The 17,164-nt window shown below is 40.1% G+C and carries 14 protein-coding genes and 1 riboswitch; of the genes, 8 read left to right on the top strand and 6 right to left on the bottom strand.

Annotated elements, in window-relative coordinates:
- Positions 1 to 147: 147 nt before the first annotated feature.
- Positions 148 to 537: a hypothetical protein gene (locus H625_RS0107245; protein ID WP_026859337.1), complete on the bottom strand. Its 390-nt coding sequence runs from the start codon at positions 535 to 537 to the stop codon at positions 148 to 150.
- A gap of 388 nt (positions 538 to 925) precedes the next feature.
- Between H625_RS0107245 and H625_RS0107240 the strand changes: the two genes are divergently transcribed.
- Positions 926 to 3,184, top strand: coding sequence for an ATP-binding cassette domain-containing protein (locus H625_RS0107240; protein WP_026859336.1), 2,259 nt, complete (start codon positions 926 to 928; stop codon positions 3,182 to 3,184).
- A 98-nt stretch (positions 3,185 to 3,282) separates the two neighbouring features.
- Positions 3,283 to 4,413 carry an NADH-dependent flavin oxidoreductase gene (locus tag H625_RS0107235; protein ID WP_026859335.1) on the top strand — a complete coding sequence of 377 codons (1,131 nt, stop codon included), beginning with the start codon at positions 3,283 to 3,285 and terminating at the stop codon, positions 4,411 to 4,413.
- A 39-nt stretch (positions 4,414 to 4,452) separates the two neighbouring features.
- On the opposite strand, the gene H625_RS0107230 is transcribed toward H625_RS0107235, so the two are convergent.
- Both H625_RS0107230 and H625_RS0107225 read right to left on the bottom strand, forming a co-directional pair.
- The gene (locus H625_RS0107230; RefSeq protein ID WP_026859334.1) at positions 4,453 to 5,373 is read right to left on the bottom strand and encodes a DMT family transporter; all 921 of its coding nucleotides are present in this window, start codon (positions 5,371 to 5,373) and stop codon (positions 4,453 to 4,455) included.
- A 40-nt stretch (positions 5,374 to 5,413) separates the two neighbouring features.
- Positions 5,414 to 7,036: a MutS-related protein gene (locus H625_RS0107225; protein ID WP_026859333.1), complete on the bottom strand. Its 1,623-nt coding sequence runs from the start codon at positions 7,034 to 7,036 to the stop codon at positions 5,414 to 5,416.
- Positions 7,037 to 7,241: 205 nt separating this feature from the next.
- Here H625_RS0107225 and H625_RS0107220 point away from each other — a divergent pair, with 205 nt between their 5' ends.
- The 4 genes from H625_RS0107220 to H625_RS0107205 all read left to right on the top strand — a co-directional run bounded on the left by H625_RS0107220 (position 7,242) and on the right by H625_RS0107205 (position 10,895).
- Entirely contained in the window at positions 7,242 to 7,976 is a 735-nt protein-coding gene (locus tag H625_RS0107220) for a DUF554 domain-containing protein (protein WP_026859332.1), read from the top strand.
- Between the two features lie 146 nt (positions 7,977 to 8,122).
- Positions 8,123 to 8,221: riboswitch (SAM riboswitch) on the top strand.
- Between the two features lie 163 nt (positions 8,222 to 8,384).
- Complete coding sequence (locus H625_RS0107215; protein WP_026859331.1) at positions 8,385 to 9,416, top strand: methionine ABC transporter ATP-binding protein; 1,032 nt, start codon at positions 8,385 to 8,387, stop codon at positions 9,414 to 9,416.
- Positions 9,406 to 10,056 (top strand): methionine ABC transporter permease, encoded by a 651-nt coding sequence (locus H625_RS0107210; protein ID WP_026859330.1) that lies wholly within the window; start codon positions 9,406 to 9,408, stop codon positions 10,054 to 10,056. The genes H625_RS0107215 and H625_RS0107210 overlap by 11 nt, the downstream gene beginning before the upstream one ends.
- Positions 10,057 to 10,076: 20 nt before the next feature.
- Positions 10,077 to 10,895, top strand: a complete 819-nt coding sequence (locus H625_RS0107205) for a MetQ/NlpA family ABC transporter substrate-binding protein (RefSeq protein ID WP_026859329.1) — start codon at positions 10,077 to 10,079, stop codon at positions 10,893 to 10,895.
- Positions 10,896 to 10,928: 33 nt separating this feature from the next.
- Here the strand turns inward: H625_RS0107205 and H625_RS0107200 are convergent, their stop codons facing one another.
- Positions 10,929 to 11,219: a hypothetical protein gene (locus tag H625_RS0107200; protein ID WP_026859328.1), complete on the bottom strand. Its 291-nt coding sequence runs from the start codon at positions 11,217 to 11,219 to the stop codon at positions 10,929 to 10,931.
- Between the two features lie 148 nt (positions 11,220 to 11,367).
- On the opposite strand from H625_RS0107200, the gene H625_RS0107195 reads away from it, so the two are divergent.
- Together H625_RS0107195 and H625_RS0107190 are read left to right on the top strand one after the other, a co-directional pair.
- Positions 11,368 to 12,501, top strand: a complete 1,134-nt coding sequence (locus tag H625_RS0107195) for a trans-sulfuration enzyme family protein (protein ID WP_026859327.1) — start codon at positions 11,368 to 11,370, stop codon at positions 12,499 to 12,501.
- 74 nt (positions 12,502 to 12,575) lie between these two features.
- Positions 12,576 to 13,760, top strand: a complete 1,185-nt coding sequence (locus H625_RS0107190) for an NAD(P)/FAD-dependent oxidoreductase (RefSeq protein ID WP_026859326.1) — start codon at positions 12,576 to 12,578, stop codon at positions 13,758 to 13,760.
- A gap of 45 nt (positions 13,761 to 13,805) precedes the next feature.
- Here the strand turns inward: H625_RS0107190 and H625_RS0107185 are convergent, their stop codons facing one another.
- Positions 13,806 to 15,473, bottom strand: coding sequence for an ABC transporter substrate-binding protein (locus H625_RS0107185; RefSeq protein ID WP_026859325.1), 1,668 nt, complete (start codon positions 15,471 to 15,473; stop codon positions 13,806 to 13,808).
- A 191-nt stretch (positions 15,474 to 15,664) separates the two neighbouring features.
- A complete protein-coding gene (gene mqo / locus H625_RS0107180) occupies positions 15,665 to 17,146 on the bottom strand; it encodes a malate dehydrogenase (quinone) (protein WP_026859324.1) in 1,482 nt (493 codons plus the stop codon).
- Positions 17,147 to 17,164: the final 18 nt, after the last annotated feature.

Raw genomic sequence — 17,164 nt, 5'->3', positions numbered from 1 at the left:
CCAAACGCTGCCGAACTACCATGTGCGTTTGACATCGTCACCCAAACGTTCACGAACTACCATGTGAGCTTGACATCGTCATCCAAACTCATTTTCTCCAAGCAAATACGGCTCAAAATCCTCACCAGAGGATTTTGAGCCGCTTCTTTATTTTTTAGGCTGATAAAGCAGTGTCTGTACGAAAAATGCAACAAAACTTAAGAGCAATGTAACACCGCCGCCGATGTAGACGATAAGTGTAACTGCAGCCGGAAGATTGAATGACACAACATTAGTTAAGAACATTCCTAAAACCAGACCTGTCGTACCGATAATGGCAGACCAGACATGGAATTTCGATAATGCATTATATTTAACTTCAAATACTTTATAAAAAATGGACCATGAGAATAAACTTAACCATCCCACGACTAAAATATGTGCGTGAATCGGTCTTAGTGCATATGATCCTGAACCTGCCATATGTGCGCCCATTACAGAACCAATCAGGCCAAAAATCCCTGAGAATACGAGTAAAAGTTTAACTGGATTATTCATAATAACTTCCTTTCAGTGACTATTTACCTTATATTCTATAATCGCAATATGAACACAGTATGAACAGGATTGATAAAATAATATATAAATAAAGCCGCGTATAACTTTCAGTTAGATACTGAGAGTTATACACGGCAGTTTAAATTAGTTTATCTTAATCCAAGGAATGATAATACAGCTAAAATAACTACAATCAACCCAATAATATAAATAATATTTCTCATTTTATTTGCCCCCTGTTATTGTCTTAAAAATTACATTCCCCGAACTTACCTCCTGAAAACATTAAATTTACTTCAGACCTGTCGTTCTGATTTAATACCTCTATAACAGGGTATGGTTTAAATATGCTTACTTACAGATAAATTTATATACAGAGGTGGATTTCATGTCATATATACGCGTGCATGGTGCGAATCAAAATAACTTAAAAAATGTGAGTGTCGATATTCCAAAACATCAGCTGACTGTCTTTACCGGTCGTTCGGGTTCAGGAAAGTCTTCACTTGTGTTCAACGTCCTGGCTGCGGAGTCAGAACGTCTCTTGAATGAGACTTACTCTAGTTACATCCAGCATCAGCTGACGCAATATGAAAAACCTGATGTCGACAGAATAGAAAATCTGCCGGTCTCAATGGTTATTAACCAGAAAAAACTCGGCGGCAATTCACGTTCAACAGTTGGCACAATTTCCGATATATATTCATCCGTTCGCTTATTATGGTCGCGCGTCGGCGCACCTTTTGTCGGCTATTCAAATGTCTTTTCATTTAATAACCCGAGCGGAATGTGTGAACAGTGCCAAGGACTCGGCTACGTCGAAGACATTGATTTAAATGAACTGCTCGATTTTAATAAATCACTTAATCAAGATGCAATTAAATTCCCTTCATTCAGACCGGACAGCTGGAGAGGGAAACGTTACTTATACAGCGGTTTATTTGATAATGATAAAAAATTGCAAGATTACACAGAAGAAGAAATGAATACATTTCTTTATACTAAACCCAGAAAGATTAAAAACCCGCCGGATAACTGGCCGAGAACGGCTAAGTTCGAAGGGCTGATTCATCGCTTCAGACGGTCATTTCTGCTCAATGATAACTTTGAAAAGAAACGGTTTTTAACGGACGTAGAACGCGTCGTAACCAGTCAGAAATGTCCGGACTGTGAGGGCAAACGCCTTAACGATAAAGTACTGAGCTGTAAAATTAACGGAGCGAGTATTGCCGATTTTACGGCATTATCAATCGATGATGCGATTAGCTTTTTAAAAGATCTGAATGACAAGAAAGCTAAATTTATCGTTAAACCATTACTTGAACAAATGGAAGCTCTTGCTTATATCGGTTTAAATTATTTAACGCTCAACCGCGAAACACCGACATTGTCAGGCGGAGAATCGCAGCGCATTAAGCTGATCCGTCATTTAAACAGTCCATTAACCGACTTAGTATACATTATTGATGAACCGAGTGTTGGACTCCATCCCGAAGATATAGAAAAAATTAATGAAATTATGCGTTCCATACGCGATAAAGGAAATACTGTGCTGATTGTCGAACATGATCCCGATGTAATTCATATTGCAGATCACATTATCGATATTGGCCCAGGCGCAGGTCAGCACGGGGGAGAAATTATATTTAACGGTACGTATGAGGAGTTAATGCAGACCGATACGCCGACCAGTATCGCACTTAACAGAAAACATCAGCTTAAAGAGAATCCCAGACAGTCTGAGTCATTTATATCACTTAAAAATATTACTAAGAATAACTTAAAAGATATATCCGTCGATATCCCTGAAGGTCTGATATCGGTCATTACCGGTGTTGCTGGTTCAGGTAAAAGTACGCTGATTAAAACAGGTTTAGGTAAATCTTCAGATGCGATATTTATAGATCAGAAATCAGTACAGGCGACTAACCGTTCCAACCTGCTGACTTATATGGATTTATTTGATGAAATCCGCACATTTTTCAGTAAACAGACCGGCTTAAGAAAAGGCATGTTCAGTTATAACTCAGAAGGCGCATGTCCTGAATGTAACGGTAAGGGCGTTATTAAAACAGAGCTCGCCTTTATGGCCGATTTCTCACAAGTATGTGAAGTGTGTAACGGTACGCGTTATAAAAAAGAAGTACTTGAAGCGACAGTGAACGGCTATTCCATTGCGGATGTACTGGCACTGACAGTCGAAGAAGGTGTATCGTTATTTAAAAATAATGAAAAAGTTGTATCGCGTCTTAAAAATCTTGAAGCGACGGGACTGCATTATATGACGCTCGGCCAATCGCTTGATACGTTGTCAGGCGGGGAAATTCAGCGCTTAAAATTAAGCCGTTATTTAGACAGTAATGCAAAAGATAAAGTATTTATTTTCGATGAACCGACAACAGGGCTCCATGAAGATGATATCCCTGCATTATTATCGTGTTTTGAACAATTAATTGAACAGAGTAATACCGTTATTCTGATTGAACATAACCTCACGATGATGACGCACGCCGACTGGCTTGTTGACGTCGGTCCAGGTCCCGGTATGAGAGGCGGTAAAATTCTATACAGCGGTGAACCTGAAGGACTGTTAAATGTTAAAAATTCAGTGACTGCAGAACACCTTAAAAGATATACAGAAAATTAAACTATCTTGAGCAGAAATTTAGGCTGTATCAATGAACTTGGTTATTATTTAGTAATGTAATATTAGTTCACAAAAGTTTACTGGAGGATTTTATCTATATGAATAAGAAATACGAGACTCTGTTTCAAAAATTCACATTCAAAAATGGAGTTGAATTAAAAAATAAATTTGCGCTCGGACCGATGACACACATTTCTTCACACGATGATGGTACTGTTTCGGACGAAGAAATTGAGTACATGCGTACACGTTCGAAAGACGTCGGCTTGTCGATTTCTGCAGCATCCAATGTAACTGATCTTGGTAAAGCATTTCCGGGTCAGCCGTCAGTAGTTCGCGACTCAGATGTCGAAGGACTGGCACGTCTTGCAGACGCTATGAAAGAAAATGGAGCAAAAGCAATACTCCAAATTCATCACGGCGGCGTTCAGGCACTTCCAAGGTTAACACCCGGTGCTGATTCTGCAGGACCAAGCCCCATTACGATGCAGAGCTTTGATGAAACAGAACCGCATGATGCACGTGAAATTACAGAAGAAGAAATTCTTGAAACGATTGAAGCATTTGGGGAAGCAACACGCCGCGCTGCTGAAGCAGGATTTGACGGCATTGAAATTCACGGTGCCAACCATTATATTATTCATCAGTTCGTTTCACCGTATTTCAACAGACGTATTGACAAATGGGGCGAAGACCGTTTCCTCTTCGCTATGGAAGTCGTCGATGCAGTTACGAAGGCAAAAGAGCAGTATGCTGAAGATGATTTTATTATCGGCTACCGTTTCTCCCCGGAAGAAGCAGAGACTCCCGGGATTCGTATGGAAACTACAGAGGAACTGCTCAGCATGCTTGTTGAAAAGCCGATCGATTACCTGCACGCTTCATTAAGCCAAGTTCACTCTAAAACACGTGAAGGAAAATATGCCGGTTCAGAGCGTATCGAGCTGCTTCACAAATGGATAGATGGACGCATGCCGCTCATCGGTATCGGTTCTGTATTTACTGCAGATCAGGCACTCCGCGCTATTGAAGAGGACAATATGGAAATAATTGCTCTAGGCAGAGTACTGTTGCTGGATTATAACTTCATCAGCAAAATCGAAGAAGGCAGAGAAGATGAGATTTTCAAATACTTTGATGCTGAAAGAGAAGATAAATACGAACTGCCGGAACTGTTATGGAAACAGCTTGATAACGGTGCTTACTCAATGCCAAAAAAAGAGAAATAGAGAAAAAATGCTCTGGACAATATAATGTCCGGAGCATTTTTATAAATTTTTCCGTCTATTTCTCTGACTAAATATAAATTCAATATATCCTGTCCCAAACAGCACGCCAATCACTACAAATATAAAACCGATTACCTGCGAAGCAGTAATCATTTCATTTAAGAAAATCACTGAAAAAACAACGCCGAAGAATGGGACAAAGTTATTGAATATAACAGTTTGTCCGGCACCGATCTGCTGTATTGCCGAGTTGTATATTATATAGCCGAACCCTGTTACGACCATACCGGAAAATATAAATAACACATAAATAAAAGGACTGGCCGTAAACATCTGGCTGAAACTTCCCGGCTCAATAATAAAGCTGAGAATAACCAGACCAATAGAACCGGTTAAAAACATCATTGTCGTAATTTGTTTTGAATCGATAGTTGCGGTCGCTTTTTTTATAAAGATAAAACTGATTGCCTGCACAAGCATTGATGTAAATATTAATACTTCGCCTAACGAAAAATGAAAACTTGTAAAAGATTCTCCTTGAATGAAAAATACACCGATCAATGCCAGAAAAATACCGAGGAGACGTGCACCTGTCAGCTTCTCACCGAGAAAAAATATCGCCAGTATAACGGTCGTGAGAGGCACAAGTGCCAGTATTAATGCTGCACTGGATGCATCAATCATTGTCAGCGATATCGCCAGCAGAGAATGGTGAAGCACAACGCCAAATAATGTTCCTAACAGAGTATAAATCCACTCCTGTTTAGTCATTCGGCGGAAAGAACGCGTGAGCATTAAAATACATAACGTCGTTACACCAGCAATCATTACACGGAAAGCCGTCATCGTCGCGGGAGGTAATTCCGTAACCAGAAGTTTAAGAATAACAATATTTAAACCCCACAAAACCATAATGGTAAACACTAATAAATAAATGAGCATATTTTTGTTTTTCTTCATTTTACATCCCCGTTCTATTTATAGTACCCATTCTGCTGAATCAGTTATTACTCACTTTTCCTCTCGCTTCCTGATATACCGCTTCAGGAAATTCATATAATCTCAATAACTCAATCGCATTTGAACTGGTTGCAATTCCGTCTTTAATTTTATAATCAAAATTAATATCATCACCAGCCAGCTCTTCGCTGAAATGGTAAAAATCAAATTCTCCATCCAGTAACTCTGTCAGCTCCATATCGTGTGTTGCTGCGATTAAGCAGACATTTTCTTTTTCATGCAGATATCTTAAAAATGACTCTCCTGCAGCCAGCCGTTCAATCGTATTTGTGCCTTTGAATATCTCATCAATAATACAGTAAACAGTACCGTCAAAATCTTCAATTTCGTCGACAATCCGCTTCAGTGATTTTACTTCGCTGATAAAGTAACTGTCGCCTTCGATTACACTGTCGGTAATTTCCATCGACGATATGACTTTCCCGGGAGTATATTTAAATAGTGTGCTGGTGGATGTGTTTAATGCATTACTGATAATTACATTGATACCCAGTGCTTTCATAAATGTTGATTTGCCTGCTGCATTGGAACCAGATAATAAAATATCATTATTAAAATTAAGTTCATTATCAACAGCATCTGCAACGAGCGGATGATACAGTCCCTCGGTTTGTATATATGAAGATATTTCTGTTACGGGCACTGTATAATAGGGCAGCGTTTCTCTCCACATGGCGAGGCTGTAGTGCAGATCGAGCGAAGCAGTGTAACGCCATCCTTCTTTATATAACTCATGGTTCTTATTCAGTGTCCGGTTAGCAGTGTGATAAAGATGATAGTCTATTAAAAACATTAATTTAAAAGCATTAAACATCTGAACACCAGCATTCAACTCTCCTGCACTGTCATCAGTAACAAACAAAGGACCCATTAAGGCCAGTCTTTTCAGACCTTTGCTGTTGAATTTTGAATTCAGTTTTCCGGCAGTGACAATAATATTAATCGCATAAAAAATATCCGCGTAGTCCAAACCCGTTGAACCTTTATGCTTCTGTGATAAATATGCATTTATGCCAAAGCCCGCCAGTATAGTTAATAATGATAAAAACGGATTAATTAAAAATAGAAACACACCGATAATCGGCATCAATGAAAATAGTATAAACAACGGATTATACTTCTTCACCGGCATAAATTCATACATGAACTTACTCGTGTTTGAGTTTACGGACCTCCCGAGTTTAGCCAGCCGGTATGATATCTCTTCCCGGAAACCCCGATTATTTTTGATTTTATGTAATAAATCTTCAGCTATAACATGATTTTCTGATGAGTTTCTGAGCACTGCATATAAATTTTCAGTGCCTATCGTTGTAAATGTATAGTTTATTTTGTCCATCAGCTTGCTGAGATCCAGGTCATTCCACGTTTCATCATCCACCACGTTCCTGTCATCCGTGTGCTCCTGTTCCATAATATTAACGAAGTAGTTATAGTAATGAACGTAGTATTCAGGCTTTGTTTTTAACCTGACACGTCTGTCCCATAATGTTTTAGTATCTTTTTTCAGTTTAAAGTACTCAAATAATTTTATAATCAGTGAAACAATCACAATTAAAATCATAACAACGATAAAAATATACAGCGTCTGTATGATAATCACCTTCCTCTTAGATGTGCAATTCTTTACTGATAATTTTATCATTAATACGAAAATATACTACAAAAGTAAAGCTTTATGTAATGTTATTAATTAAATACAATATTTATAAACTATCCAACTATTCCGGATAGTTGATTTAATATATCACCCCCGTCACCGTTATGATATATTAGTTTAGATATTTATAGAGACGAGGGGATTTTGCATGGCGCTGTTTGGTACTATTGTAGATGCTTTAGCTATTATTTTAGGCAGCATCATCGGTCTTTTTTGGAAAAATATAAATGAAAATATGAAAGTTACTATACTCCAGGCATTATCAATTACCATACTGGTTATCGGTATAGATATGGCACTGGAAGCCAACAGTATACTTATTGTAGTCGTTGCCAGTCTCGCTCTCGGTTCCATGCTCGGTGAAAAATGGGATATTGAAGATAAAATGAATCACTTCGGTATCTGGCTCGAAACAAAAACAGGCGCTACTGAAGGCGGTGCTGCAGCGGCTTTTGTCACTGCAACATTAGTCTATGTCGTCGGCGCAGTCAGCATCATCGGTGCCTTGGACAGCGGACTCCGCAATGATCATACCGTACTCCTAACAAAAGCGTTAATTGATGGGGTACTCGCTATTTTCCTGACGTCCACTATGGGCATCGGAATTATGTTCTCGGCCATTTCCGTATTTCTGTTCCAGGGAATTATTGCATTGTCAGCATCTCAAATTATCCGCTTTGTACAACCTGATTTGATGGAAGAGATTATTGTTGCTATCACAGGCACAGGCGGTATTATGATTATTGCGATCGGTATCAGACTGCTCGGTTTGATGAATATAAGGGTAGCCAATATGCTGCCTGCGATACTGTTTGCAGTGCTGTTTGTAACGATTCAATATTACTGGGATACAATCAGCTTATTCTTTGTACAAATGTTCTAGTTTCAAAAGAAATAAGTACTTATGGGAGATAAACAGTATTAAGCAATGTATTTCTAGCTCTCGTGAAATTAATTTCAATTTCCTTATTGACTTTAATACCACTCTGCAATATAGTTAGTTTAAATTAAATAATCAAATAACTTACTTTCTTATCAAGAGAGATGGAGGGACTGGCCCTATGAAATCTCGGCAACAGACATTATGTACTGTGCCAAATCCTGTAGCAGCACGCTAAAAGATGAGAAGAGCGAATATACATTGGCCTCTTCTTATATTTTAAGGAGAGGTTATTTTCTTTTTACAAAGAATGTATATCTGGTTTTTAAAAAAACACCGGTCATATACTGGTGTATTTTTATTACATTTTTTAATTCCTACTATTCAACTATGTTTAAGGAGCGTTTTTTAATGATTGAGTTTATCGATGTGGACAAAACGTATGACGGCACCGATGCACCGATTCATGCATTGGATGATATTAATTTCAAAGTCGGCACTGGAGAAATTTACGGTGTGGTCGGATACAGCGGGGCAGGAAAAAGTACGCTGATTCGCTGCGTCAATCAGCTGGAGAGCGTGTCGGCTGGACAGGTTATTGTTGACGGCAAAGATTTAACAGCACTTGCTCCGTCGGAACTGAGAGTAACAAAAAAGAGTATCGGCATGATTTTCCAGCATTTTAATCTGTTAAATTCAAAAACAATATATACGAACGTAGCGATGCCGCTAATTTTGAATAAGACACCTAAAAATGACATTAAAAAACGTGTCGCCGAGTTACTCGAATTCGTCGGTTTGTCTGATAAAGCTTCACAGTACCCCGACCAGCTGTCGGGCGGACAGAAGCAGCGTGTCGGCATTGCCCGTGCACTTGCAACCAACCCGTCAATTCTGCTCTGTGACGAGGCAACATCTGCTCTCGATCCACAGACGACTGAATCCATACTTGAACTTTTAAGAAAAATTAATAAGGAATATAACATTACAATTTTACTGATTACACATGAGATGTCCGTTATCCGCGATGTCTGCCATAAAGTCGCAGTGATGGAAGACGGCAAAATTATTGAACGCGGTTCGGTCTTCGACGTATTCTCGAATCCTAAAACAGAAACAGGCAGACGGTTCGTTAACACAGTTATGCAGACTGAACTGCCGGCTTACGTCCGGGAACTTATTCAGGAGCAGGACAACAGCCAGTTCATTTACAGAATAAACTTTATCAGCAAGCTCGCAGTAAAACCCTACTTATCACAAATCAGCAAGCTGTACGATCTGGATGTCAATGTACTGTTCGGTAATATTACTGAACTGCAGGGCGTGCCGTTTGGCAATTTAATCGTTCAGTTCGACGGCTCAGATGAAGAGCTCAAAAAAGCATTACTTTATTTAAAAGAAAACAACGTACATTACAGCGAGGTGAACACACATGCTGGTTAGCTGGAGCACTATATTAGAAGCATTTTTAGAAACTGTTCAAATGGTGAGCATTTCATTTATTTTTTCTATCATACTTGGACTGCCCCTCGGTATTCTATTATACGTGACGAGACCTGGGCAAATATTGGAGAACAAAATTATTTTTCCAATACTGAATGCTGTAATCAATATCTTTAGATCACTGCCGTTTATCATCCTGCTTGTTGCGATAATACCGGTCACAAAACTAATCGTCGGGACATCAATCGGAACGGAAGCTGCTATTGTACCCATGGTATTCTTTGCAGGACCGTATATTGCAAGACTCGTAGAGAGTTCACTCCTTGAAGTAGATGAAGGTGTGATGGAGGCAGCGGACGCTATGGGCGCAACACCGATGCAGACGATTATTAAATTCGTTCTGCCGGAAGCATTCGGCTCTCTGATAGTGAATTTCACAATTTCGATTATCGGCTTAGTCGGTGCATCTGCGATGGCCGGCACGGTCGGGGGCGGCGGTATAGGTGATTTAGCGATAACATACGGCTATCAGAGATTCGACACAGTCACAATGCTGATAACAGTCGTCATCCTGATAATTATGGTTCAGGGGCTTCAGTCAGCAGGTAATAAATTTGCAAGAGTTGTAAGAAGAAGATAATAACTAGGAGGAAATACATTATGAAGAAAGTTATTTTATTTACCAGTTTCCTGTTAATCGGCATCGTTCTTTCAGGATGCGGTGACAGCGGGAAAGAAGAAGTCTCTATCGGCATCAGCGGGACTGACACGGTCGTTTGGGATTACGTTGCAGAAAAAGCTGCAGAAGAAGATATTGAAATAGAAATTGTTACATTTAATGATTATGTTCAGCCGAATACGGCGCTTGCCGACGGTGAAATCGACTTAAACTCATTCCAGACTGTCGCGTATTTCGATGAGTTTATCGAAGAAAGAAATTTGGATTTAGTACCGATTGCAACGACAAACCTTGCACCGATGGGGATTTACTCGGACTCACTGACAGCTGCGACAGACATTCCTGACGGCGGCACAATCGCACTGCCGAATGACGTGTCTAATCAGGGACGTGCATTAATGCTGCTGGAAGATGCCGGTCTGATTACACTTGTTGAAGATTATAACGGGTTAGGCTCAATCGAAAATGCAGTCGTTGAGAATCCGAATGATTATCAATTTGAAGAAGTGGCACCGGCACAAATTCCACGTGCCTTAGGTGATGTGGATCTCGGCGTGATTAATAATGGTATTGCAAAAGATGCAAACCTTCATCCGATTAAGGATTCCATTTTCCGTGAAGACGACACAGCAGTTGATTATGTGAATATTATCGCTTCAAATGCTGAGGATGCAAATAATGAAACGTACAACAGAATTGCTGACCTTTACCAGGAAGCAGATACTGCAGAGTTCATCGAAGAAGAATACGACGGTGCATTAATTCCGACAGTACTTGAATTAAGCGAAATTGGCTGGTAAATAATAAAGCTCCCTTAGCGGGAGCTTTTACTTTTATAACGATTCGATAAACTGCTCTTCCTTTTCACTCTGCGGATTAAAAGTTATATCTCCGCTAATATTATGTTTCATAAAAGACGTATACATCTGCTTAGCTACAGGCTCATTGAAGTCTTCTTTAAAATCAAAATGCACATCGATTTCATTATCCATCGCACTATCTATACCTGCAAGATAAGCAATAATTCCTTCTTCTGTGCACAGTGTTAAATACTTAACATTTTCAAGCTGCAGCTGCTGTTCAAAATCAGGAATTGCTGCCGGTTCGATATTTTTAATTTCCATCAAAAAACTCCTTCCGGTGTTTTTAATCAATTACCCTTTTTCACGAGAAACAATCGTCTGTTTTCATAGTAAATTTATCTGAATTTATAGATAATTACAAAAGTCATCTGTATACTGTTTATATAAACTTTAAAAAAGAGGGATATATATGCGTTTTGAAACGAAAGCAATTCATGCTGGCAGACAGGTTGATCCGGTCACTGGTGCGGTTACAACACCGCTTCATTTGTCTACTACTTACGAACGGTCTGCAGATGGTTCTTATACCGACGGCTTTATGTACAGCCGCGGAGACAATCCAAATCGCCGTTCTCTTGAGGAATGTCTTACAGCTCTTGAAGAAGGGTATGACACTGTGACTTTTGCATCCGGCATGGCCGCTATCACATCGGTGATTGAATCACTGCCTCCCGATATGCCTCAGCGTATTATTTTACCGAATGATATGTATTTTGGTGTGCTGACTTTACTTAACGAAACAGATATCGGCAGACGGTTTGATATCGTCACTGCAGACATGAGTAATTTAGAGGATTTAAAAGCAGCAGTTAAAAGTGAACCGACTGGCTTAATCTGGATTGAGACACCGTCAAATCCTCAGATTAAAATCATCGATATTGCTGCGGTTGTTAGTATTGCAAAAGAGGCAGGTGCAGTAACTGTTGTCGATAATACAACAGCTACACCTGTGCTGCAAAACCCGCTGGCGCTCGGCGCTGATTTTTCACTGCATTCGGTCACTAAATATATCGGGGGTCACAGCGATTTGCTGCTCGGTGCGGTAGTTGCGAAAGAAGACAGTCCAATGCTTCAAAACTTAAGAACATGGCAGCATGCGAAAGGTGCCGTGCCGTCATCGTTCGACTGCTGGCTGGCCCTCCGCGGTGTTCAGACTCTATCGGCAAGAATGTCAGTCCACTGCTCCAGCGCTAAAATTATCGCTGACTTTTTAAATCAACATGATAAAGTAGAAGCCGTATACTATCCAGGTCTCCTTGAGCACCCCGGACACGATATTGCAGCATCACAAATGAGTGATTTTGGCGGACTAATGTCGTTTAAAGTTAAAGGAAAGGCTGAAGCTGCACTAAAAGTAGCCAATACGGTTAAAATCTTTACACAAGCAACGAGTCTCGGCGGCACCCACAGCTATATCGAGCATCGCGCTTCAGTGGAAAAAGAATTAACTAAAGCGCCGGATACACTGCTCCGCTTATCTGTCGGTCTCGAAAACGTTCAGGACCTGCAGGAAGATCTTGAACAGGCACTCGCTCAAATATAAATCATAAGAATAAATTATAATATGACTAACCTCTGTGTAAACGGGAATATTCCCAGAAACACGGAGGTGTTCTTATGAAACAGCATTATAAATTAGTTATTCTTGGCGGAGGGACCGGCGGTATATCGACCGCAAGCCGAATACTTTCCAAAAAGAAAGATTTAAAAGATGATGTCTTAATTATAGAACCCTATGATTATCATTATTTCCAGCCTGCATGGCCGTTAGTCGGAAGCGGTGACGAAAAACTGGATTCCACAAGAAAACCGATGAAAAAAGTGATACCAAAAGGAGCCAGATGGCTTAAGTCATCTGTTAAACATATTGATCCCGTAAAACGGGAAGTGACAGCTGACGATACAGTCATCAGCTATGACTTTCTAATCGTTGCACTTGGTATTGAACTTAATTATGATGCGATTAAAGGCGCTAAAGAAGCTATTGGCAAAAACGGTGTGTGTACAAACTATTTATATGATTTTGTCGAATACACTTATGAGTCTCTGAAAAATACAAAATCCGGCAACATCATCGTAACGAAGCCGCAGTCAAAAATTAAAGGCGGCGTTTCTGCAGAGAACTCGCTGTTTACGATGGATGATTTTGTAAAACAGCATGACCGTAACGTCGATATAATATTCAGAAGCGGACGTGAAGAACTGTTTGAAGTAAAGAAATATAACGACAGTTTAATCAGTCAGATGGAAGAGAAGCATATCGATTACAAGCTGAATGAAGAACTGATCGAAGTTAGGGGCGAACAGAAACAGGCAGTATTTAAAAATACCCATACCGGCGACACACATACTCTGCCGTTTGAAACGCTTGTCATCACACCGCTAATGCATGGCCCGTCAGTTTTAAAAAGCTCAGGCCTGCTCGATGAAGAAGGCTGGGTGGACGTCGATAAACACACGATGATGCACAAACAATATACAACGGTATTTTCTCTCGGTGATTCTTCCAGTCTGCCGACAGTAAAAATGGGCGCTGCTGTCCGAAAACAGCTGCCGGTGCTGGTCGATAATCTAATTGAACGTATGAATGATCAGGAACCCAGTCATAAGTATGATGGCAGAACAGCCTGTCCCATCGCAACTGAATACGGGGAACTTATTCTCGCTGAATTCGGCTATGACAGAGTGCCGACAGAAACAACTTTTCTGAATCAGGCTGATGATAAGAAGATTTTTTATCAGTTTAAAAAGAATATGCTGCCGATTATGTACTGGTATGCACTGCTGAATGGTAAATCATAGCACCATAGAAAAAGACGTTATCATTTAAACGATAACGTCTTTTTACTATTTAAAACTAAGGTTTTCAAGCCTGATATAGCCTGCCGCATCGAGTTCAACACCTTCAAGCTGAGCAGTATTATAAGCAAGGCTCATATTGGGATGAACCAGAGGTGCATACGGTACATCTTCACGGAGCATATTATGAATATTTGTATACTCTGAAAGTCTATCCGTATCTTCTGTTGCACTTCTCGCACTTTCGAGTGCCGCATCAACATCCTCATTCGTGTAGAACGCTCTGTTACCTCCAAAACCTCTGTTAGAACTTAGAGTCAGCGCTGACAGCAGGTAATCCGCATCACCGGTAGATGCTGTAAAACTGAGCAGGAACATATCATGCTGTCCTTCGCCTAAACGTTCCATAAATGTTGCCATTTCAAATTGTTCGATTGTGATATTGATATTTAACTCTTTAAGCTGCTCCTGGATATACACTGCAGAATCGACTAAATCCTGACTGTCATTTACCCAGATCGTGGCATCAAATCCATCAGCATAAGTGGATTCAGCAAGAGTCGCCTGTGCTTGCTCCATATCCTGGGCGACTTCTGGTAATTCTTCATCGTGTCCAAATACGCTGGCAGACACCAGGCTGTTCGGAATCGCAGCCTGTCCGTTATAGATACCTTCCTTTAACTCTTCTCTGTCGAGTGCAAAATCGATAGCCTGACGCACTTTAACATCATCAAAAGGTTCCTGTTCCGTATTGAAGCCAAGGTAATTCGTTCTTAATGATTCCGCTTCAACAAATTCAGTACTGTCACTGTTTTGAACTCTGTCCATCATCGCCATATCGACTGGCGTAGTAATGTTTATCCCGCCGGATTCAAGTTCCGCCATCATCGAACCGGATTCAGGAATAATAACAAATGTCAGATTATCAATATTGCTTTCTCCCGCGAAATCTTCAAAGCGTTCAAACTCTATATTCTGTCCAGGAGCTCGCGCTTTAAATTTAACGTAGTTTGTACCATCAGGATTCTCTGAAAGATAAGTGCTTGTATGCTCGGCAATCTGTTCTGATATCTTTGTAAACTCCTCACCGCCGGCATCTCTCAGTTCATAATAATCTTCTGCAGTCATATCGAGCTCAGCCTGATCAATAGCATTTTGATAATCAGCATCAATGCTTTCTTTACTCATAATACTCCCAGCTGTGTGCGCTAAATTATCCGGCAGCGGAGCGAACGGGTAGGATGTAGTAATATTTAGTTCATAGTCATTAACCACTTCAATGTCTTCAATCATGTCAAAAAGGAAGACAGTAGGGGCACTGACACTTGGATCCAGCACACGTTCAAGTGATGCCTTTACATCTTGCGCGCTAAACTCAGAGCCATTATGAAAGGTCACCCCTTCAGCTAATTTAAAGTTCCATGTTGTGTCATCCACCTGCTCCCACTCCGAGGCGAGACCGGGTTTATGAGACATATCAATTTCACGTGCAACAAGTGTCTGATAGAGATGACGCCTGATTTGAATTGCGTTGACATCATTTGTTCCATGAGGATCAATAGTCGATAAATCCTGGTCAAAGCCGACAACAACATCACCTGTATTCGCATTCTCCGCATTTTTATCCTCGCTGATATCAGCAGCTTCATCATTCGAACATGCCGCCGTAACCGACAGCAAGGCAATCGCAAACAATAAAAATAACTTTCTAAGCATAGCAGTACCCCCAATATTATTTAGTGTTATATCTCTTTTAAAATAGTTAGAATATTTACAATTATATAATGAAAAAGTTATAATAGCTATGTATATTTTCGAGAGATTAAATAAGGAGAATGAACGATATTCTTTGGCTCACTAACTCATCTCATTAAAAAAACCGGGACAAAATTGTCCCGGCTCCGATTTTATTTAAGCTCCAGATTGTCTGCAGTCATTTTTCTAATATCATACAGCAAATCGCTATTTTCAATTAACGACTGACCGTATGAAGGTATCATTTCTTTTAATTTCGTATCCCATTTGTCTCTATATTCAGGGAAGCTTTGTTTGAATACTTCAAGCGCTACTGAAACCGATACGGAAGCACCTGGTGATTCACCGAGCAGTGCAATTACAGAGTTATCTTCAGAGCTTACGACTTCCGTTCCAAACTGAATAAAGCCTTTGCCGTGTACCTCTGTATCTTTAATGACCTGTACCCGTTTACCTGCGAGATGAATATTCCAGTCTTCATCTTTTGCATCAGGCACAAATTTTCTGAGCTCTTTCATTCTGTCAGCTTTACGCATCATAACTTGCTGGATTGAATATTTCACCAGCGGTAAATTTTTAATTCCTGCTGAAACAAGCGTTAAGAGATTGTCTGTCTTGATTGATTTGAACAAATCCATATTCGAACCGTATTTTAAAAATTTCGGCCCGATTGCAGCAAATGGTCCAAACAATAAACTTTCCTGTCCTTGAATGTAGCGCCTGTCCAGATGCGGTACCGTCATCGGCGGTGTACCGTATGGTTCTTTGCCGTAAACTTTAGCATTATGACGTCCGACGACTTCAAGGTTGTTGCATACTAAAAACGCACCGCTGATCGGGAAGCCCCCAAGATGTTTGCTTTCTGGGATTTTCGTTTTCTGCAGCAGCGGAATTGCATGTCCGCCGGCACCAATGAAAATGTAATCTGCAGTATGATACTCTATTTTATCATCTTCAATATTGAGGATTTTAACTTCCCATTTATTATTTTCAAGCTGTCTGAAATCTAACACTTCATGACGGTAATAAACGGAAGCATTATTATGACCTTCAATATTTCTTGCCAATTTACGTGTTAATTCACCGAAGTTAACGTCGGTACCATCATCGATTTTACTTGCAGCAACTGGTTCGTTTGACGTTCGTCCGTTCATCATTAAAGGAATCCATTCTTTAATCCTATTGTTATCTTCTGTATATTCCATGTCGTGGAACATAGGATGCGGCACCAGCGCTTCATAACGCCGCTTCAGGAAATCTACATTGCCTGTACCCATAACAAAACTGATGTGCGGAAGCGGACGGATAAACTCCTCCGGATTCTTTATATGATTGTTTCTGACTAAATAAGACCAGAACTGTTTAGAAATTTCGAATTGTTCATTGATTGATTTTGCTTTCTCAATATCTATCGAACCGTCTTTTTGCTCTACAGTATAGTTCAATTCACATAACGCAGCATGTCCCGTTCCTGCATTATTTGTTTCATGCGAACTTTCATTTCCTGAAACATCCAGCCGTTCAAACAGTTTAATATTCCATCCGGGTTCTAAATTCTTCAAAAAGGAGCCGAGAGTTGTACTCATAATTCCTGCACCGATTAATATGATGTTTTTAGAAGAGTTATTGTCCATGTTTAGCCAGCTTTCTGT

This window comes from Jeotgalicoccus psychrophilus DSM 19085 (assembly GCF_000425845.1).
GTDB lineage: Bacteria > Bacillota > Bacilli > Staphylococcales > Salinicoccaceae > Jeotgalicoccus > Jeotgalicoccus psychrophilus.
The sequence above is the reverse complement of the archived record's forward strand: the minus strand, read 5'-3'. Positions and strand labels throughout refer to the sequence as shown.